This window comes from Galbibacter kalidii (assembly GCF_026241135.1).
Classification (GTDB): domain Bacteria; phylum Bacteroidota; class Bacteroidia; order Flavobacteriales; family Flavobacteriaceae; genus Galbibacter.
In genome coordinates, this window is the sequence record NZ_JAPFGA010000001.1 from 12,845 (window position 1) to 32,885 (window position 20,041).

Genomic DNA, 20,041 nt, shown 5'->3' on the forward strand with positions numbered 1-20,041 from the left:
CCCGATGCTAACACTGAATGGTAAATTGGATGTAGAAGACTTCTATAAGGTTCTATTCCAGCAGGAAACAATTAGAGTAGATGAAAATGTATTTAAGATAATTGATGAAAGCCATACTTTTTTAAAAGACTTTTCTGAAAATAAAGTCATTTACGGTGTCAATACAGGCTTCGGCCCGATGGCACAATATAAAATTGAGGATTCAAAAAGAACTCAATTGCAGTATAATTTGATAAGAAGCCATGCCTCCGGTTCCGGAAATCCCATCCCACCTTTATATGTAAAAGCAGCGATGCTGGCAAGACTGAATACCTTATCATTGGGAAATTCCGGGGTTCACAGGTCTGTTATTGAATTGATGACGGAATTGATAAACAGGGATATTACTCCGCTTATATATGAACACGGAGGCGTTGGAGCCAGTGGAGATTTGGTTCAATTGGCGCATTTGGCATTGGTGTTAATCGGTGAAGGAGAGGTTTTTTATAAAGGAGAACGAAAATCAACTGCCGAAGTATTCGAAAAAGAAGGGCTTCAACCGATAGAAGTTGTTTTGCGGGAAGGTTTGGCCTTAATGAACGGTACTTCTGTGATGACGGGAATAGGGATTATCAATTCTATTTATGCCCGTAGACTTTTGGATTGGTCTATAAATTGTTCTGCAGCGATCAATGAAATAGTCCAAGCCTATGACGACCATCTTTCCTTTGAGTTGAACAATACCAAAAAGCATATCGGACAGCGTGCCATTGCCAAAATAATGAGGGATCACTTAAAAGATAGCTCATTGACGAGAAAGAGAGCGCATCATTTGTATAATGGGAAGACCGAGACGTCGGTATTTGAGGATAAAGTTCAGGAATATTACTCCTTGCGCTGTGTACCACAAATTTTAGGCCCTGTTCTGGATACGCTCAATTGTACGGAAAGGATTTTGATAGAGGAGGTGAACTCAGCTAATGACAATCCGATTGTGAATGTTGAAGACGGGCATGTGTATCACGGAGGGAATTTTCATGGCGATTATATCTCTTTGGAAATGGATAAGCTGAGAATTGTGGTGACCAAAACAAGTATGCTGGCCGAAAGACAATTGAATTATCTGTTGAATTCAAAACTGAACGACATCCTTTCCCCATTTGTTAATTTAGGTACTTTAGGGCTTAATTTCGGAATGCAAGGGGTGCAGTTTACGGCTACTTCTACCACGGCGGAAAATCAAATGTTGTCCAATTCGATGTATGTGCATAGTATCCCCAACAATAACGACAATCAGGATATTGTGAGTATGGGGACAAACTCTGCATTGATCACAAAAAAAGTAATCGAGAATGCTTTTGAAGTTTTGGGAATTGAATTGATAACTGTCGTTCAGGCTATTGAATATTTAAAAGTTCAAGACAAAATATCATCCAAAACAAAAAAGATATATGATGCTGTAAGGGAAATTGTACCGGCTTTTAAAGAAGATGTTGTGATGTATCCTTATGTGAACAAGGTAAAAGAGTATATTATGAATGCTGCGGATTAGGATATTAATGAAGACTTTGGGTGACTTATATAGGAAAATCTGTACAAAAGTCTATTTTTTCAAACTTGATAACGATTAATATTCCTTATTTCTAAAATTTTTGGTTAATTTATTTTTTTAATAATCACAAAATTTTAATCAGATGAAAACCATAATCAACCTAACTGTATTTATACTGTTAATGGGTTTAAGCACAGTTTGTGCACAAGAATTGGCCTTAGTAAGAGAAAACGATCTTTTTGGATATATCGACAAATCGGGGGCATTTGCTATAGAACCTCAGTTTGAAAAAGCAGATAGCTTTTCTGAAGGCTATGCACCGGTACTTCAAGATGATAAGTGGGGTTATATAAATACCTCCGGTGAATGGGCAATACAACCGGAATACGATAGAGTGAAAGCTTTTAATTCCGGATTGGCATTGGTGCTAAAAGATGATAAGTGGGACTATATTAATGCTAAAGGTGAAGTTTTGGAAACCCCGGTTACAGAGAAATACTATGATTTCCAGGATGGAGTGGCTTTTTTGAGAAAAGAAAGCTTGGTAGGTTTGTTGGGAACCGATGGAAAAGTTATTCTTGAACCCAGCTATAAAGAAATCAAGCCCTTTATCGATGGCCATGCGAAAGTGAAAAAAGGCGATTTATGGGGAATGATTGACAAAAAAGGTGAACTGGTTATTCCGGTAGAATATCAGGAACTGGGAACATACAACAAAAATGGTGTCTGGGCACGAAAAGGGGATGCTTTTGGCGTACTCATAGGAAACGAATTGAAAGTTGTTGATGGAGCTGATAAAATTTGGGATTTTTCTGAAGGCTCAACATTAACCTATGCACGTAGTGACAAACAAGTCGGTTTTATCAATAATCAAGGGGAGTGGGTAATCGAACCTACTTATAAAGCAGCCAGGGCATTTAACAAGGGTTTGGCTCCGGTGAGAGGTAAAAAGAAGAAATGGGGATATATTAATGAAGAAGGAAATGTGGTGGTAGATTTTGTCTATAAAGATGCTGAAGTATTTTCAGATAACGGTTTGGCTCCGGTAAAAGAAAAAGATTGGGGCTTTATCAACACTTCGGGTGAATTGGTGATCCCTACAGAATATGCAATTTCTGTCGGGTTTTCATTTTCTTTCTTTGATTATCTTCAGCAAAAAGGATTTGTAAATGGTTTGGCACGTGTGAAATATAAAAAACAGTGGGGTTTTCTCGATAAGAACGGTCAACCTCTTGGCGGAAAATGGTTTCAAAATGCTGAATTGTTTGCCGAATAATAAACTAAAAACTACTTAAATACTTATGAGTGAAGCTAAAAAGGAATTAAAAAAATACGCACTTGTCACAGGAGGATCCAGAGGTATAGGACGTGCTATTTGTATTCAGTTAGCGAAAGATTCCGATTATCGCATTCTTATCAACTACAATAGTAATGAAGATGCAGCAAATGAAACGCTTCAGTCTGTTTGGGATGTAGGGGGTAGTGGAGAAATACTCCAATTCAATGTAGCCGATTATGAGCGTGTAAAAGAGACATTAAGCAAATGGGAAGATAAAAATAAAGATGCCATAATTGAAGTTATTGTCAATAATGCCGGCATCACCAAAGACGGTTTGTTTATGTGGATGCAGCGAGAAGATTGGAAAAATGTAATCAACACCAGTCTGGACGGCTTTTTTAATGTCACCAATCATCTTATTCAAAAACTCTTGGTGCACAGATATGGCAGGATCATAAATATGGTATCTGTATCAGGTTTAAAAGGAACCGCGGGACAAACCAACTATTCTGCTGCCAAAGGAGCTATAGTGGCTGCAACAAAGGCATTGTCACAAGAAGTAGCCAAAAGAAATATAACCGTTAATGCTGTTGCCCCAGGATTTATCAATACTGATATGACAAGTGATTTGGACGAAAAAGAACTGAAAAAACTGGTTCCTGCCAATAGATTTGGTGAACCGGAAGAGGTAGCTCACTTGGTTTCTTTTTTAGCTTCAAAAAAATCATCTTATATTACAGGCGAAGTTATCAATATAAACGGGGGTATTTATTCATAAATGAAATACCTGAACTGGGTGTAACTTAATGCTATAGTAATGAGAAGAGTGGTAATTACGGGAATGGGAATTTATTCTTGTATCGGTAAAAATCTACAAGAAGTAAAGACATCGTTATACAACGGGAAATCCGGAATTGTTTATGACGAAAGCAGAAAGGCTTTTGGCTATAGGTCCTGCCTAACGGGAATGGTGGAAGCACCGGATCTAAAAAAACATCTTTCAAGAAGGCAGAGGATAAGCATAGGGGAAGAAGGATCTTATGCTTATATGGCCACCATCGAAGCCTTGGAAAATGCCAAAGTCGATCAGGATTTCTTAGACAATAATGAAGCCGGAATTATATACGGAAACGATAGTACGGCCAGATCCATCATAGAATCTGTAGATGTTATCAGAGAAAAGAAAGATACTGCTTTAGTAGGTTCAGGTGCTATTTTTAAAGGCATGAATTCTACCGTGACGATGAACCTTTCCACAATTTTTAAATTGACCGGGATCAATTTTACCGTCAGTGCAGCTTGTGCGAGTGGCTCCCATGCCATTGGTATGGCCTACCAATTTATCAAAAGCGGAATGCAGGATTTTATCATCTGTGGAGGCGCACAGGAAATCAATAAATTTGCAATGGGGAGTTTTGATGGTTTAGGGGTGTTTTCCACAAACCCCGATCCTGAAAAAGCCTCAAGACCGTTTGATGCGGGTAGGGATGGATTAGTGCCAAGCGGAGGCGCGGCGAGTCTGATCATCGAAAGTTATGAAAGTGCCGTGAAAAGAGGGGCTCCTATTTTGGGCGAGCTTGTAGGATACGGATTTTCATCAAATGGAGGGCATATTTCCACACCCAATGCCGATGGGCCTGCCACTGCCATGAAACGGGCAATCGATCAAGCAAAACTAACTCCATCAGATATTGATTATATTAATGCACACGCTACATCAACACCTGTGGGAGATGCTAATGAAGCAAAAGCTATCGATCAGGTTTTTGGAACGAGCAATCCTTTGGTGAGTTCTACCAAAGGAATGACTGGTCATGAGTGCTGGATGGCCGGGGCCAGCGAGGTTGTTTACTCGATGTTGATGATGCAAAATTCTTTTGTGGCTCCCAATATAAATTTTGAACAAGCTGACGAAAATGCGAAGAAATTAAATATTGTTAAGGAAACCCTAAATAAAAAAATAGATGTATTTTTGTCCAATTCCTTTGGGTTTGGAGGCACAAACTCAGCCTTAATCGTGAAGAAATATGAAACAGATGAAAGTTAAAATGACTATTGAAGAAATTAAAGAAAAAGCTGACCTTATTTTTGTTGATGAATTTGAAGTGGAACAGGAAAGTTTGGTTCCTGATGCTGTATTAAAAGACGCTTTGGAATTAGATAGCTTGGATTATGTTGACTTGGTTGTAGCTATCGAATCGTGTTTTTCTATAAAACTTGTTGCAGAGGATTTTCAAGGGGTTGAAACCTTGCAAAATTTTTACGATTTACTAGACAGTAAAATCAATGACTAAATGGTCGGGAAAATCTAAAGGAACTGTTTTAGGGTATAAAATTTTCATTTTCTTTATTAAAAATGTAAGCGTTCGAGCTGCTTATTTTATACTCTATTTTGTTGCTTTATACTACCTTCTATTTTCCTTTAAAAGCAATAAAGCCATATATTATTATTTCCGAAGAAGACTGAAATATTCAGTTTTTAAATCTGTAATCGCTATTTATAAGAGTTATTTTGTCTTTGGACAAACACTTATAGATAAAACAGCGATCTCAGCCGGGCTACGGAATAAATTTACCTATGAGTTTGATGGTATCAATAAGTTAAAACAGCTTCTTCAGGACGGAAAAGGCGGTATTTTAATAAGCGCCCATGTTGGGAACTTTGAAATTGCGGAGTTCTTTTTTAATGAAGTTGATGAAAATTCGCAAATCAATCTTGTAACTACTGATAGTGAACACCGCGCGATAAAGGAATATCTCGAATCTGTCACCTCTAAATCTGAAATTAAATTCATTCTCATCAATGAAGACCTTTCGCATATTTATGAGATAAACAATGCTTTGTCTAATAACGAACTGGTATGTTTTACCGGAGATCGCTATTTTGAAGGTTCAAAATATTTGGAGACTGATTTTTTAGGAGCTCCGGCAAAATTTCCCGCAGGGCCTTTTCTTTTGGCATCACGCTTAAAAACGCCTGTGGCCTTTGTTTATGTGATGAAAGAAACGGCAAAGCATTATCATTTGTATACCAGAATCACCTCTGTTGTACATAGGGATGCCGAGGATTTACTGGGCAAATATGTTGGAAGTGTTGAAGGAATGTTGAAAAAATATCCCTATCAATGGTTTAATTATTTTGATTTTTGGGAAGTAAAGTGATAATATTACAGTAATAAAACAATCAATCAAGCTATGATTCCTCATTTCTTGTTACCGATTGTATTATTTTTGGGACCAATATCCCATTGACTAAACCTAAACTATTGAAAAATATACTTGCAGTACACTACTCGCAGTCCGGTCAGTTATCGGAAATAATGAAATCGGTTTTGAGCACTATGGATGTTTCCAACGATATCAAAGTGACATCACTCGAGATCAAGATGGAAGAACCCTATCCTTTTCCGTGGTCTAAAAAAGCCTTTTTTAATGTTTTTCCTGAGTCATTTCTGCAAGTTCCTGCCAAAATAAAACCCATTCCGCAGTCGATACTCGATCAGAAATACGACCTAATTGTTTTGGGTTATCAAGTGTGGTATTTAAGTCCGTCGATTCCAACAAATTCTTTTTTAAACCTACCTGAAGTAAAACAGCTTTTTTCAAATACGCCTGTTGTTACGGTTATTGGATGTAGGAATATGTGGGCAATGACCCATCAGAAGGTAAAAAAGTTGCTTCAGGCTTGTAATGCACAACTGGTTGGCAATATAGCCTTGGTAGACAGACACATTAATCATATTAGTGTCATCACTATTGTACAGTGGATGTTTTCCGGAAAAAAAGAACGGTATTTAAAAATATTTCCAAAACCCGGGGTGTCTGCTGAAGATATAAAAGGGGCTTCAAAATTTGGTAAAACCGTAGCAAATCATTTGCAAAACGATAATTTGCAAAGCTTAAACGAGGCACTTTTAGAACAGAAATCAGCTTCCATAAGCTCCTTTTTGGTCTTTGCCGATAAAAGGGCCAATATCTTGTTTGGAAAATGGGCCAATTTCATTCAGTCTAAAGGGGAGCCGGGGGGTAGAAAACGGAATTTTTGGCTAAAAATGTTCAAATTTTATCTATTAATAGCAATTTGGGTTATCATGCCAATAGTTTTTATTCTATTTTTGCTAGGATACGTGCCATTTTATGGTGCCATTAAAAAATCAAAACAAAGAATATATCAACTAAACTAAATATGGGTAACAACCAACCTGTAGTGTATATAACTAAAGTCGCTAAGTTTTTGCCTAACGAGGCTGTGTCTAATGATGAAATGGAAGATGTGCTCGGACAAATTAACGGGACATCCTCTAAAGCACGTCGCATTGTTTTGCGTAACAACGGCATTAAAAAGCGTTATTATGCCCTGGATAAAGAAGGAAATGCAACACATTCTAATGCTGAATTGACAAAAGAAGCCGTGGAGAACCTTTTTGATGACTCTTTTACCAGTCAGGATGTGGAAGTGCTTTCTTGCGGGACATCGAGCCCGGACCAACTTGCCCCTTCCCATGCTTCTATGGTTCATGGATTGCTGGGCAATAAAAATTTAGAGTTAAATTCAGCTTCGGGAGTATGTTGTGCCGGGGCTTCCTCTCTAAAATTTGGCTATCTATCCATTAAATCCGGTAATTCAAACAATGCTGTTTGTACAGGTTCAGAAAGGGTTTCTACATGGATGTTGGCCGATAAATTTGATGGCGAAACAGAAAACCTGAAAAAACTGAAGGAACAGCCCATAATAGCTTTTAAAAAAGACTTTTTGCGTTGGATGTTATCCGATGGGGCCGGGGCGATGCTACTTGAAAATAAAAAAAGTGAAAAGGGACTTTCTTTGAGAATAGATTGGATGGAAGCCTATTCCTATGCCCATGAAGTGGAAACATGTATGTATGCCGGAGGCGAAAAACAAGAAGACGGCTCTATAAAATCCTGGAGTGAATATCCTTCTGAAGAATGGTCGAAACAATCGTTATTCTCAGTAAAGCAAGATGTTAAGATTCTCGATGAATACATTTTGGAGAAGGGAGTTGATAGTATAAAACAAGCTTTTGAAAAACATCAGCTGGACGAAACAAAGATCAATTACTTCCTACCACACATATCGTCTTTTTATTTTGCAGATAAGCTGAAAGCCCTTTTTAAGGAAAGCGGACTTAATATACCCGATGAAGCGTGGTTTACCAATCTTGATAGGGTTGGGAATGTAGGCTCTGCATCAATTTATTTGATGTTGGAAGAGCTTATGAATTCAGGAAAATTAAAAACAGGGGAAACGATAGTACTCTCTATTCCCGAGAGTGGAAGGTTTTCTTATGCTTATGTACACCTAACCGTATGCTAATGATACAGGCAACAGATAATATAGAACATTTAATACCTCAAAAACATCCCTTTGTGATGATCGATACCCTTGTTGTCTATTCCGATACCGGTATTGAATCGTCGTTTACACCTAAAGAGGGTAATATTTTTTTAAAGGAAGGTATCTTTTCAGAACCCGGGATTGTAGAGAACATGGCTCAAACCATAGCCTTGCATACAGGCTATAAATACTTTTTAAAAGGTGAGGAGCCTCCGGTGGGATATATTGGATCGATCAAAAAGGTGAAAATAGCCAAATTGCCAAGGATAGGGGAAACTATAACAACCAAGGCCAGTATTCTGCATGAATTTATGGGTGTTACCATGGTATCGGTAAAAGTGTTTGATGCTGATGATGAAGAAATCGCTTTGGGAGAAATGAAAACGGTTATTGCAGCTTCGGATGAAACGAACATTAATAAATTTTAAAATTACATATACAAAATTCAATGTTTAAAATTTTTAATGTGAGAGCGAGTATAACGAGCGCCTGCCTGCCGGTAGACAGGGTTGCACACGTTCTCAATTTTATAATTATCATATCAATTAATTGATAAAATTTAAACGTGTGAATAAAAATCGTGTTTCTATAGATATCACCAAATTCCTGCCTCATAGAAAGCCGTTTCTTATGGTGGATAATATACTGTTTCTGGATGAGGAGCAGGTAATGACATCTTTCCACGTAAAAACAGATTGTATTTTTATAGACAACGATTGTTTTTCCGAAACTGGACTCATTGAAAATGCAGCACAAACATGTTCTGCAATTGTAGGAAAAAGTTATTATGATAATGATTGTGAAGTTAAACTTGTAGGTTTTATCAGTACAATCAAAAAGATCAGTGTTTTTAAATGTCCGGAGGTAGGGACTACAATCACCTCAAAAGCTGTGCTCAATAGTAGATATGATACAGAGGAATATAGCATCTGCACATTACAGTGTAACATCTTTGATGATCTTACAACAGAATTATTATCTTGTGAAATGAATTTGTTTATCCAAAAATCAGCATAATTCTTATGAAGAAAGATGAAGTGCCACAAGATGACAGTAGTTTAAGCGAGATGAATGCAAAAGAACTCTGTTATGCTGTAGATAAGGATGGGAATTATATTACTGCAAAGAGCACAGGTTGGGAAGCAAAAACCATTGCACTTGAGAATGCTATGCAGGTCATAAAAGAGCGTGTAGAAAATGCCAGACAGCGGGTTATTGCCGGAAAAACAAGTCCGATAGAATATTATATGGAGCTTCATAAAATGGAGGTAAACATTTTGGCAAGCTATGTTGGGATGTTCAAATGGAGGGTAAAAAGACATTTTAAACCCAAAGTTTTCAAAAAGTTGTCTGATAAAGTATTGCAAAAGTATGCCGATGTGTTTGAAATGAGTATAGACGACCTAAAAAGAGTGCCTAATGAAGATTAATTTTACACACCATCAATCTGCTCATTGTGAAAATGGTGTGGTGTCAAACCTGATGAAATATAACGGTTTTGATATAAGCGAACCTATGGTTTTTGGCATTGGCTCGGGTTTGTTGTACTGCTATATCCCTTTTTTAAAAATAAACCACGGACCGGCAATTACGTATAGAACAATGCCGGGGCAAATTTTTAATCGTTTTGCCAAACGCGTAGGAATCAAAATAAAGCGGGAGAAGTTTAAAGATCCGGTCAAAGCCAAAGCAAAATTGGATGAAAACCTAAAGAATGACAATCCGGTTGGCGTTCAGGTAGGGGTCTACAATTTGGTGTATTTCCCGGATGATTACCGTTTTCATTTTAATGCACATAACTTGATTGTCTACGGAAAGGAAGATAATGAGTATTTGGTAAGTGACCCGGTGATGGAGGATGTGACAAGACTTACTGAAAAACAACTGGAAAAAGTGCGATTCGCCAAGGGCGCATTTGCTCCAAAAGGACATTTGTATTATCCGATAAATTTCCCTGAAGAATTGAAACTGGAGGGCGCAATTATAAAAGGAATAAAAAATACCTGTCGCGATATGTTGGCGCCTGTCCCTATTGTTGGGGTCAATGGGATGCAAATGGTAGCACGATTGATCAGAAAATGGCCTGAGAAGAAGGGAATAAAAGTGACTAATCATTATTTAGGTCAGATCGTGCGTATGCAAGAAGAGATTGGAACCGGTGGCGGCGGATTCAGATATATTTATGCGGCATTTTTACAGGAAGCTTCTGATGTTCTTCAGAATAAAGAATTGACAACTTTATCAAAAGAAATGACGGTTATCGGAGATTTGTGGAGAGATTTTGCCTTGGAGGCCTCACGAATCTACAAGAATAGAAACGCGGACCATGAATCATATGACTCCATAGCCGATCAGTTAGATAATTTGGCAAAAATGGAAAAAGGGTTTTTTAAAAAATTGAGAAAAGCTGTGTAAATGAAGGAGATGATTCATATTCAAAAATTAGCCAAAAAATACAAAGGAGCTGCTCAATTTTCATTGGCAGACCTCAATTTGAGTGTCTATAAAAATGAGATTTTTGGATTGATCGGACCAAACGGTGCCGGAAAAACGACCTTGATATCCATTTTATGTGCGCTTATCGAGCCTACATCGGGTTCTTTTACTATTGACGGACTTACCTATAAGAAAAATAAAAAAGAATTGAAGCGATTGCTTGGCGTTGTACCTCAGGAATATGCTTTATATCCTACATTAACAGCTTTTGAAAACCTGATGTATTTTGGAAGTATGTATGGATTAAAGAACCGGCCATTGGAAGTCAAAGTCACTGAAACCATACAAAAACTAGGATTGGAGCAGTTTTCAAATAAAAAAATAGCCACTTTTTCCGGGGGGATGAAGAGGCGGATCAATTTAATAGCCGGAATTCTGCACAACCCAAAGGTTTTATTTTTAGACGAGCCTACCGTTGGGGTCGATGTTCAGTCTAAAAATGTAATCATAAAATACCTTCAGGAACTGAATCAAAAAGGAACAACCATTATTTATACCTCCCATCATCTAAACGAAGCGGAAAATTTCTGTACCCGTGTGGGAATCATAGATTATGGAAGGCTAATCGCCAAGGGTACTCCTAAAGAATTGATAGGCAAGTATGATGGTACACATAACTTGGAAGATGTTTTTATAACGCTAACCGGGAAAAACTTGAGAGATCATGTATAAGTTTTTGGCTTCCATACGCAAAGAGATCTTGTTGCTTACCAAAGATTTTGGAGGGCTGGTTATCCTTTTTGTCATGCCCATAATACTGATTATCACCATTACTATAATACAAGACAGTACCTTTAAAGCGGTAGGGGATGTTCAAATCCCGATAGTGTTGGTGGACAATGATCACGGAGCGGTGTCGCAAGCTATTCTCGAAGGCTTAACAACATCCAATTCTTTTGAGATTGCGACGAATGATAATGAAGATGAAGTCAGGGAACTGGTATACAAAGGCGATTATCAGATGGGGATCGTTATCCCGGAAAATTTATCGTCCAACCTCAATAAAAAGGTAGAAGAAAATGTAGAACACATTTTGGAAAGGTTTATGTCAAACGGCACCTTGTCTTCTGAAAATAAGGCTGAAATGCCTAAAAACGAGGTGAAGCTTTATTTTGATCCGGCTACGCAGAATTCGTTCAAAAGTGCGGTAAAGAACGGTATTGACAAAATGATTTCAAAAATAGAAACGCAATCCATTTACCAAGCTTTTCAGGAGCAAATTTCAGAGGACTCCGAACCTATTTTTGACACTGAAAGTCTGATCAGTTTTAAAGAGATTTCACCGATGTCTGAAAACAAAGAACTGATACCCAATTCTGTTCAACACAATGTTCCTGCCTGGACTCTCTTTGCGATCTTTTTTATCATTGTACCCCTATCGATCAATATTGTAAAAGAAAAAAATCAAGGGACCTATGTGCGTTTAAGGACGTGTCCGGTTTCCTACGCCACGATCTTGGGAGGGAAAACAGCGGTCTATATCGCGGTGTGCATGATACAATTTGCGGTGATGCTCGCTATCGGGGTTTACCTTTTTCCTGAAATGGGCTTACCTGCACTTGATGTGTCAGATAAAATCCTCCGCCTTTTTATAGTGGCCTTGTTTTCAGCTTTGGCTGCCATTGGTTTAGGGGTGCTTTTGGGGACCCTAGCCAAAACCCAGGAACAATCGGCTCCATTTGGAGCTACCTTTGTTGTGATTCTGGCAGCTTTGGGAGGGGTTTGGGTACCTGTTTTTGCGATGCCCGAATCGATGCAGATATTGTCACACATCTCCCCGATGAACTGGGGTTTGAACGCTTTTTATGATGTATTTTTGAGAAATGCCGATATTACCCATATTTTACCCGAAATATTGTTGTTGGCTTTATTTTTTATCGCAACATCATTAATAGCCATAGTGTATAATGAAAAGAAGAATGCTATCTAATATGGAGATAAGTTACATTACTAAAGTACGAGTTAGATTTGTGGAAACAGACCCTTTGGGTATTGTGTGGCACGGAAATTACATTCAGTATTTTGAAGATGGAAGGGAAGCATTTGGAAGGGAACACGGCATCTCTTACCTCGATCAGAAAGAAAATGGATATACAACCCCTATTGTAAAATCGACTTCGGAGCACAAGCGCCCACTTCGCTATGGGGATACGGCAACGGTAAAAACGATTTATGTGGACAGTCCGGCTGCTAAACTGATTTTTAGATATGAAATATATAACGAACAGGAAGAATTGGTCTGCACGGGAAGTACAACACAGGTTTTTGTTACTGATGAAGGAGAGCTGTCGTTGAATATTCCGGAGTTTTTTGTTGAATGGAAGAAAAAAGTGGGGCTTTTAAATGAGTAGTGTATATCTTTCACATAACAACATCGTTTCAGCATTAGGGTGCACTTCAGAAGAAGTTGTTGCCAATATCAGTAATGAAAGAAGCGGATTGAAACGCATTGATGACAAGAGGTTTTTACCCGAACCTTTTTGTGCATCGCTTATGGATGCTGCTGTTTTAAACGATGCTTTTGAAAGATTTTCAAAAAAAAGTGATGATTATACCCGCTTGGAAAAAATGATGATTGCCTCATTGGGAGAGGTTATTCAGCAATCAAACCTTAGTATCACTGAAAGAACAGGATTGATTATTTCAACTACAAAAGGAAATATAGATGTCCTTGAAAAAAACAGTACGTTTTCAAAAGAGCGTTCCTATTTACATGCTCTGGGGAAGACCATAAAAGATTTTTTTGGTTTTCAAAATGACGCGATTGTGGTCTCGAATGCATGCGTTTCCGGGATTTTGTCGGTAGCCGTTGCCAAACGATATATTGATGCTGATATGTATGATGAGGTCTTGATCGTTGGCGGGGATTTGGTAACGCGTTTTATTCTTTCCGGATTTAGCTCCTTTCAAGCATTAAGTGATAGACCATGTATGCCTTATTCGAAGAACCGAACAGGGATCAATATCGGAGAAGTAGCCGCAAGTGTTTTGGTGACTTCAAAAAAAGAAAATTTGACATCGGCATCGGTAGAAGTAATAGGAGAGGGGAGTTGTAATGATGCCAACCATATTTCCGGCCCTTCAAGAACCGGTGAGGGTTTGTACAGAAGTGTGAAATCTGCTATGAAAGACAGCGGAATAGCAGCAAACAAGATCGATTATATTTCGGCACACGGTACAGCAACCCCGTATAATGATGAAATGGAAGCGATTGCTTTTAACAGGTTAGGGTTAAACAATACCCCGTTGAACAGCCTAAAAGGATATTTCGGACATACACTTGGTGCTTCAGGTTTGGTAGAAACTATTGTAGGGATGCACGCCTTAAAGAGTAATACCTTATGCGCATCATTAGGATTTGACGAACTTGGGGTTTCACAACCTATCAATGTAATAGAAAAGACGACAAGCAAAAAGCTGAATACATTTTTAAAAACAGCATCAGGTTTTGGGGGCTGCAATACAGCTGTGATTTTTCAAAAAGTACAGCATGGATAAAAAGGAATTCTATATAAAATCATATTGTACCATTGAAAACGGGGTGATCGCATTGAACGGCAGACCTGTGTTTCAAGATGATGAAAAGGATTTTTTAAAATTTATAAAATCGGCTTACAAAAGTTTGGAAATAGGATATCCTAAGTTTTATAAAATGGATGCGCTGAGCAAGCTTTCGTTTATTGCTGCTGATGTTTTGCTGGATCATGAAAAAGTGATGCCGGAAGATGAAAAAAATATCGCGATAGTGTTTTCAAATAAGGCTTCGAGTTTGGATACCGATAGAAAACATCAGGCGTCTATTGAAGACGAAGAGGGCTATGGTGCCAGTCCGTCTGTTTTTGTCTATACGCTACCCAATATTTGCATCGGAGAAATAAGCATAAAATATAAACTTTATTCTGAAAATAGTTTTTTTATCTTTGATCGCTTTAATGCGGCTCATTTACATCAATATGCTGAAAGCCTGCTAAAAACAGAAAAAGCAGATGAGGTTTTATGCGGATGGGTTGATGTTGACGGAGAATCCTATTCAGCATATATTTACCTGGTTTCCCAAAAAGGGGAAATTCAACATAAAGAAGAAGAAATTTATAGATTATACAACAACTAATACTATGGACACTTTAAAACTGGAACTGAAAAATAAAATAATCAAGCAACTCAACATCGAAGACATGACTGCAGATGATATCGCAGATAACGATGTTCTTTTTGGCGATGGTTTAGGATTGGATTCGATCGATGCTTTGGAATTGATCGTATTGCTTGATAAAGAGTATGGAATTAAACTATCCGACCCTAAGGAGGGAAGAGCTATTTTTCAGTCTGTGGAGGTGATGGCAAAATACATTTCCGAAAACCGTTCAAAATAATTAGACAGGGATTTCAATGGGAAGAGGAGTGGCAATAACCGGAATGGGAATTATTTCTGCCATCGGAAATGATGTGGCAGCGAACTATAAATCGCTCATTGAAAGAAAGTCAGGAATTTCCAGGATCAAAAAGATAGAGACGATCCATAAAGATCTTTTAGTCGGGGAGGTTGATCTGACCAACAAAGAATTGGAAGACCTCTTAGAACTTCCATCGGATAATAATTATACACGAACGGCATTGTTGGGTGTTATTGCAGCCAAACAAGCGGTAAGTAATGCTGGAATCACTGCGATAAACGACAAGAAAACAGGTTTGATTTCTGCCAGTAGTGTTGGGGGAATGGATATCACGGAAAAGTATTATTACCAATACTTGGAAGATGCGGATACGCAAAAATATATTGAAGCCCATCCCATTGGTGACTCTACCCAAAAAATAGCAGCATACTTAGGTCTGGAACAAGCGATGACTACGGGAATAAGTACGGCCTGTTCTTCAGGAGCTAATGCCATTATGTTGGGCGCCAGACTTATTAAATCGGGGAAACTCGATAGGGTTATCGTTGGAGGTTCAGATTGCTTGTCCAAATTTACCATCAATGGGTTTAATACCTTGATGATTTTATCAGATGATCATAATACGCCTTTTGATGCCAATAGAAAAGGCTTGAATCTCGGGGAAGCTGCTGCTTTCCTCGTTTTGGAGTCCGATGAATTGGTAGAAGCAGAACAAAAAGAAGTGCTGGGCTATGTAAAAGGATATGGTAATGCCAATGATGCTTTTCATCAAACCGCTTCCTCAGAAAATGGGGATGGAGCGACCCTAGCCATGAAAAAGGCTTTCGATGTGGCAGGCATAAGTACTGATGAAATAGATTACATCAATGCCCACGGTACAGCTACAGAGAATAATGATTTATCTGAAGGAAGGGCGATAATCAGGGTTTTTGGAGAGGAAAATGTCCCTGAATTCAGTTCGACAAAACCTTATACCGGACATACGCTGGCAGCAGCAGGAGCTATTGAAGCCGTATATTCAGTATTGGCACTACAAAACAATGTGATTTTTCCGAGTATGAATTATAAAACTCCAATGGAGGAGTTCAGTTGCAGACCACAGCTCGACTTAAAAGAAAAAGAAATCAACAATGTACTGTCCAATTCATTAGGTTTTGGTGGGAATTGTACAAGTATTATCTTTTCTAAGGTATGAGCAAAGACAAACTTTGCTGGAAAATTTAGTAAATTGCAGGAATAAAGGTGAAGTCATGGGAAGTTTAGTAATTTCAAATAAAATCTTGGACAAATATTTTGGTTATTTAAAAAACCTCGATAATAAAACAAAAAAGAGTCTAATTAATAAATTGACAAAATCTATAGAGACAAAGTCAAAAAAAGAATTTGACTTAAAATCCTTATTTGGTGCTTGGGAGGATGATAAGAACTCTGATGAAATTATATCAGAGATTAAAAAGTCGAGGGTGAATAAAACTAATACTGAAAGTTTCGAATGAAGTATCTACTCGACACTAATATCTGCATTCACTTTTTTAGGGGAAAGTTCGATTTAATAGACAAATTTCAAGAAGTTAAACTTGAAAACTGTGCAATTTCGGAGATAACACTTGCCGAACTCATTTTTGGAGCAGAGAATAGTTCAAACCCAAAGAAAAATCATAAACTAATTGATCGATTTTCCGAACATGTAAAAATCCTTCCTATTTTTAATGCCATAGATATTTATGCAAAAGAAAAAGTTCGTTTAAGAAAAAATGGAAAAATGATTAGCGATTTTGATATGCTAATTGGAGCAACAGCTATTGCGAATGATTTGATTATGGTAACAGAAAACTTAAAAGAATTTAACCGAATTTCAGATATACAAATCGAGAACTGGATTAAAAGATAAAAAGCACTTTTGCATATTGCAAAGTAGTCAATTTTTAACCTTTAATTTGACAATAAACATGAAAAATGTCTATATAAACAGTGCTGCATCCATTTCCCCTCAAAATACACTTGACAATAGTGCGTTTTTATCTGAAATAGTCTCCTATAACGATAATGTGCTTCCTGCTTTGTCGCCCAATTACAAAGAATTTATACCGCCCGCTGCGGCCAGAAGGATGGCTAAGGGGATAAAAATGGGGATTGTGGCTTCAAAAAAAGCCATTCAAGAAGCAAATGTTGATTCAGTAGAAGCGATAATTACCGGTACGGGAATGGGGTGTGTTAGGGATTCTGAACGCTTTATAAGTGCGATCATAGACAATAACGAAGAGTACCTTACCCCAACACCATTTATACAATCCACCCATAATACAGTAGGTGGACAAATTGCATTGGGCTTGAAATGCAAGGGCTATAACTTTACTTATGTCCACGGGAGTACTTCCTTTGAAGCAGCACTTTTGGATGCGACAATGGCGCTTTCCAATAACGAAATGGAAACGGTTTTAATAGGCGGGGTAGATGAAATAGGTGAGCATACCACAGAACTTCATAAGTGTATCGGACATATAAAACCTGAAAAAGTCACTACAGAAGAATTGATCGATAGTAAAACTTCAGGTACTGTTTTTTCTGAAGGGGCTAATTTTTTTGTGTTGTCCAATAAAGATCAGGCCTCCACTTATGCCAAAGTGATCGATATACAGACCTATAATACTTGTAAGGATAAAATAAGCGAACTGGCTAAGGTGTTTATGAAGGACAACAATATAAAACCTGATGCTATCGATGTGGTTGTTCTGGGATATAATGGCGATGTTGATCATGATTTTTATTACGACGAATTAAAAGAAGACCTTTTTAATGACACACAGCAAGTTTATTACAAGCATTTGTCAGGGGAATTTAATACGGCTTCTTCTTTTGGCTTTTGGTTGGCAGCAAGAATTTTAAAGCAACAACAAATACCAGATGCAGTTAAATTAAACGTCAAGGAAACGACACCGATAAAAAATGTTTTGCTGTACAATCAATATAGAGGAAAAGACCATAGTTTTATATTACTGAGTCAATGCTAAACTATAAAACTGTAAATATCATCACTATCGCAGCAATACTAATTTTATTGGCTGTGAATTTTTTTGTCGGTAGTATGTTATGGGCTATTGGAGCGGTTGTGATTTGCTGGTTGACACTTACCATAATTGGCTCTTTTCATGTGGGGTGGAATTATCACATAAAGCTTTTCAATAAAAATGCAGCGGTTGACGAAAATGTGGTGGCCATTACCTTTGATGATGGTCCCAACCCTAAATTCACACCTAAAGTGATGGATGTTTTGGATAAATACAACGCCAAGGCTACTTTTTTTTGTGTCGGGAAACATATAAAAAGTCATCCGGAATTGTTTAAAACAATACTGAGTAAAGGACATTCGGTGGGGAACCATACTTTTTCGCATGATAAGTTCTTTGGTTTTTTTAATGCAAATAAAGTGATTGAAGAACTGCAAGATACAGACGCCATAGTGAAAGAAACGGCAGGACTAGATATGAAAATGTATCGTCCGGTATATGGGGTTACCAATCCCAGTATAAAAAAGGCATTAAAAACGACTGAGTATCAACCTATAGGCTGGAGTGTACGTTCTTTGGATACCACAGGAAAAAGTGCAGATGCAGTATTTCGCCGCGTAACAAAGGGGATTTCTAAAGGGGATATCGTTTTATTACACGATGCCAGTCAGAAAACAGTAGAAGTATTGGAACGGTTATTGTTATTTCTTTCTGAAAAGGAAATGAAATCCGTTACGGTGGATGGATTACTTAAAATAAAAGCGTATGAATAGGGCAATACTATGTGTTTTTTTGTTGATAGGAATATCAGTCAGCGCCCAAACCAAAATGGAGCAGCATGAAATCGATATGCTGAAATCCAAAGTAAAGGAAAGAGCAGCGCAGACAAAGACGATAACGAGCGACTTTATTCAGTATAAACATCTTGATTTTTTGTCAAACGATATTGAAACCTCGGGGAAACTTGCTTTTAAAGCACCCGATATTGTTAAATGGGAATATACAGATCCGTTTAAGTATGAAATCCTTTTTAAAGAGGAAACCCTTTATATTAATGATGAAGGCAAAAAAAGTAATGTGGACATCGGTTCTAGTGAACTGTTCGAACAATTGAACAAGTTGATTGTAAACAGCATAAAAGGGGATATGTTCAATGAAGATGAATTCAGCATATCCTATTATAGAAATGGGGAGCAGAGTGAGGTGCATTTTGACCCTAAAAAGGAAGATTTTGCAAAGTATATCAAATCTTTCCATATATTTTTCAATGCTGAAGGCGATGTTGAAGCGGTAAAAATGATAGAACCTTCTGAAGATTACACAAAAATTGTTTTTAAGAATAAGCTTATCAACGAACAATTATCAGATGAGATTTTTACTCCTTAGTATATGTGTTTTAGTGACGGCCTGCGGTACCTATCCCAAGAAAAACAACTTGGTTTTACAGGAAGGGAATTCCATAACCAAAATAGATAACCCCTATTTCTCCAATACCACAGAAGATTATGTGTATAAAGTTAATATTGATGCTTTTAAAAAGTCTTTTGGTGGGATATTGATACTAAAAAAAACAGGAGAAAATCAGCACCGGATTGTGTTTACCACAGAGATGGGGAACAAAATCTTTGATTTTTCTTTTTTGGGGGATGAGTTTAAAGTGAATTATGTGCTGGAAGCTTTGGACAAGAAAATTTTACTCAATGTACTTAAGAAGGATTTTTATACCTTGATCAAAGAAGAACTCCCTATTACCAATACTTTTTTGAGGAATGAAACAAGGGTTTTTGAAACAAAAATTTATAAAGCTAAACATTATTATTTTTTAAAGGCAGGTGAGTTACAGCAGATTGTAAGGACGAACAAAAGAAAAGAAAAAGCTACATTTACTTTTTCAGAAATAAATAATAATATTGTAAATGAAATCGATATTTTACACCACAATATTCCATTAAAAATTAACTTGAAATCAATCTGACA

At 37.5% G+C, this 20,041-nt stretch carries 25 protein-coding genes; all 25 read left to right on the plus strand.

Translation table 11 applies throughout. The annotated features are described in order from the left end of the window. Nucleotides 1-4 precede the first annotated feature (4 nt). The 25 genes from flxA (at nucleotide 5) to lolB2 (ending at nucleotide 20,039) form a co-directional block, all read left to right on the plus strand. Nucleotides 5-1,531 (plus strand): flexirubin biosynthesis tyrosine ammonia-lyase FlxA, encoded by a 1,527-nt coding sequence (flxA, locus tag OOZ15_RS00065; RefSeq protein ID WP_265953553.1) that lies wholly within the window; start codon nucleotides 5-7, stop codon nucleotides 1,529-1,531. A 142-nt stretch (nucleotides 1,532-1,673) separates the two neighbouring features. Further along, entirely contained in the window at nucleotides 1,674-2,807 is a 1,134-nt protein-coding gene (locus OOZ15_RS00070; protein WP_265953555.1) for a WG repeat-containing protein, read from the plus strand. A gap of 25 nt (nucleotides 2,808-2,832) precedes the next feature. Then, nucleotides 2,833-3,588, plus strand: coding sequence for a flexirubin biosynthesis SDR family reductase FlxB (gene flxB / locus OOZ15_RS00075; protein ID WP_265953557.1), 756 nt, complete (start codon nucleotides 2,833-2,835; stop codon nucleotides 3,586-3,588). A 39-nt stretch (nucleotides 3,589-3,627) separates the two neighbouring features. Then, on the plus strand, nucleotides 3,628-4,857 hold the full coding sequence (locus OOZ15_RS00080; protein ID WP_265953559.1) for a beta-ketoacyl-[acyl-carrier-protein] synthase family protein: 1,230 nt from the start codon (nucleotides 3,628-3,630) through the stop codon (nucleotides 4,855-4,857). A gap of 1 nt (nucleotide 4,858) precedes the next feature. Then, a complete protein-coding gene (locus OOZ15_RS00085; protein ID WP_265953561.1) occupies nucleotides 4,859-5,104 on the plus strand; it encodes a phosphopantetheine-binding protein in 246 nt (81 codons plus the stop codon). Next, nucleotides 5,097-5,972, plus strand: coding sequence for a lysophospholipid acyltransferase family protein (locus OOZ15_RS00090; protein ID WP_265953563.1), 876 nt, complete (start codon nucleotides 5,097-5,099; stop codon nucleotides 5,970-5,972). The genes OOZ15_RS00085 and OOZ15_RS00090 overlap by 8 nt, the downstream gene beginning before the upstream one ends. 104 nt (nucleotides 5,973-6,076) lie before the next feature. Continuing rightward, nucleotides 6,077-6,994, plus strand: a complete 918-nt coding sequence (locus OOZ15_RS00095) for a dialkylrecorsinol condensing enzyme DarA (RefSeq protein WP_265953565.1) — start codon at nucleotides 6,077-6,079, stop codon at nucleotides 6,992-6,994. 2 nt (nucleotides 6,995-6,996) lie between these two features. Further along, nucleotides 6,997-8,145 carry a dialkylresorcinol biosynthesis protein DarB gene (darB, locus tag OOZ15_RS00100; RefSeq protein ID WP_265953566.1) on the plus strand — a complete coding sequence of 383 codons (1,149 nt, stop codon included), beginning with the start codon at nucleotides 6,997-6,999 and terminating at the stop codon, nucleotides 8,143-8,145. Then, nucleotides 8,145-8,594: a hotdog family protein gene (locus tag OOZ15_RS00105; RefSeq protein ID WP_265953568.1), complete on the plus strand. Its 450-nt coding sequence runs from the start codon at nucleotides 8,145-8,147 to the stop codon at nucleotides 8,592-8,594. The genes darB and OOZ15_RS00105 overlap by 1 nt, the downstream gene beginning before the upstream one ends. Before the next feature lie 139 nt (nucleotides 8,595-8,733). Then, on the plus strand, nucleotides 8,734-9,183 hold the full coding sequence (locus OOZ15_RS00110; RefSeq protein WP_265953569.1) for a hotdog family protein: 450 nt from the start codon (nucleotides 8,734-8,736) through the stop codon (nucleotides 9,181-9,183). A 5-nt stretch (nucleotides 9,184-9,188) separates the two neighbouring features. Beyond that, complete coding sequence (DarG, locus tag OOZ15_RS00115) at nucleotides 9,189-9,596, plus strand: flexirubin biosynthesis protein DarG (RefSeq protein WP_265953570.1); 408 nt, start codon at nucleotides 9,189-9,191, stop codon at nucleotides 9,594-9,596. Beyond that, nucleotides 9,586-10,581, plus strand: coding sequence for a BtrH-related acyltransferase DarH (darH, locus tag OOZ15_RS00120; RefSeq protein WP_265953571.1), 996 nt, complete (start codon nucleotides 9,586-9,588; stop codon nucleotides 10,579-10,581). The genes DarG and darH overlap by 11 nt, the downstream gene beginning before the upstream one ends. Before the next feature lie 9 nt (nucleotides 10,582-10,590). Continuing rightward, nucleotides 10,591-11,334, plus strand: a complete 744-nt coding sequence (locus OOZ15_RS00125; protein ID WP_416337301.1) for an ABC transporter ATP-binding protein — start codon at nucleotides 10,591-10,593, stop codon at nucleotides 11,332-11,334. Further along, nucleotides 11,327-12,592, plus strand: coding sequence for an ABC transporter permease (locus OOZ15_RS00130; RefSeq protein WP_265953573.1), 1,266 nt, complete (start codon nucleotides 11,327-11,329; stop codon nucleotides 12,590-12,592). The genes OOZ15_RS00125 and OOZ15_RS00130 overlap by 8 nt, the downstream gene beginning before the upstream one ends. Further along, entirely contained in the window at nucleotides 12,570-13,013 is a 444-nt protein-coding gene (locus OOZ15_RS00135) for an acyl-CoA thioesterase (RefSeq protein WP_265953574.1), read from the plus strand. Before OOZ15_RS00130 ends, OOZ15_RS00135 begins: the two co-directional genes overlap by 23 nt. Next, nucleotides 13,006-14,160 (plus strand): beta-ketoacyl-[acyl-carrier-protein] synthase family protein, encoded by a 1,155-nt coding sequence (locus OOZ15_RS00140; protein WP_265953575.1) that lies wholly within the window; start codon nucleotides 13,006-13,008, stop codon nucleotides 14,158-14,160. The genes OOZ15_RS00135 and OOZ15_RS00140 overlap by 8 nt, the downstream gene beginning before the upstream one ends. Then, nucleotides 14,153-14,773 carry a 3-oxoacyl-ACP synthase gene (locus OOZ15_RS00145; RefSeq protein WP_265953577.1) on the plus strand — a complete coding sequence of 207 codons (621 nt, stop codon included), beginning with the start codon at nucleotides 14,153-14,155 and terminating at the stop codon, nucleotides 14,771-14,773. The genes OOZ15_RS00140 and OOZ15_RS00145 overlap by 8 nt, the downstream gene beginning before the upstream one ends. Before the next feature lie 4 nt (nucleotides 14,774-14,777). After that, entirely contained in the window at nucleotides 14,778-15,035 is a 258-nt protein-coding gene (locus OOZ15_RS00150) for a phosphopantetheine-binding protein (protein WP_265953579.1), read from the plus strand. 16 nt (nucleotides 15,036-15,051) lie between these two features. Next, a complete protein-coding gene (locus OOZ15_RS00155) occupies nucleotides 15,052-16,251 on the plus strand; it encodes a beta-ketoacyl-[acyl-carrier-protein] synthase family protein (protein ID WP_265953581.1) in 1,200 nt (399 codons plus the stop codon). A gap of 55 nt (nucleotides 16,252-16,306) precedes the next feature. Beyond that, nucleotides 16,307-16,552 (plus strand): hypothetical protein, encoded by a 246-nt coding sequence (locus tag OOZ15_RS00160; protein ID WP_265953583.1) that lies wholly within the window; start codon nucleotides 16,307-16,309, stop codon nucleotides 16,550-16,552. Then, nucleotides 16,549-16,947 (plus strand): type II toxin-antitoxin system VapC family toxin, encoded by a 399-nt coding sequence (locus OOZ15_RS00165; RefSeq protein ID WP_265953585.1) that lies wholly within the window; start codon nucleotides 16,549-16,551, stop codon nucleotides 16,945-16,947. The genes OOZ15_RS00160 and OOZ15_RS00165 overlap by 4 nt, the downstream gene beginning before the upstream one ends. 58 nt (nucleotides 16,948-17,005) lie before the next feature. After that, nucleotides 17,006-18,067 carry a beta-ketoacyl synthase N-terminal-like domain-containing protein gene (locus tag OOZ15_RS00170; protein ID WP_265953587.1) on the plus strand — a complete coding sequence of 354 codons (1,062 nt, stop codon included), beginning with the start codon at nucleotides 17,006-17,008 and terminating at the stop codon, nucleotides 18,065-18,067. After that, on the plus strand, nucleotides 18,061-18,837 hold the full coding sequence (locus OOZ15_RS00175) for a polysaccharide deacetylase family protein (RefSeq protein ID WP_265953589.1): 777 nt from the start codon (nucleotides 18,061-18,063) through the stop codon (nucleotides 18,835-18,837). Before OOZ15_RS00170 ends, OOZ15_RS00175 begins: the two co-directional genes overlap by 7 nt. Then, the gene (gene lolA2 / locus OOZ15_RS00180; RefSeq protein WP_265953591.1) at nucleotides 18,830-19,450 is read left to right on the plus strand and encodes a flexirubin biosynthesis/transport protein LolA2; all 621 of its coding nucleotides are present in this window, start codon (nucleotides 18,830-18,832) and stop codon (nucleotides 19,448-19,450) included. Before OOZ15_RS00175 ends, lolA2 begins: the two co-directional genes overlap by 8 nt. Continuing rightward, nucleotides 19,431-20,039 (plus strand): flexirubin biosynthesis protein LolB2, encoded by a 609-nt coding sequence (gene lolB2 / locus OOZ15_RS00185; RefSeq protein WP_265953593.1) that lies wholly within the window; start codon nucleotides 19,431-19,433, stop codon nucleotides 20,037-20,039. Before lolA2 ends, lolB2 begins: the two co-directional genes overlap by 20 nt. The last annotated feature ends 2 nt before the right edge of the window (nucleotides 20,040-20,041 follow it).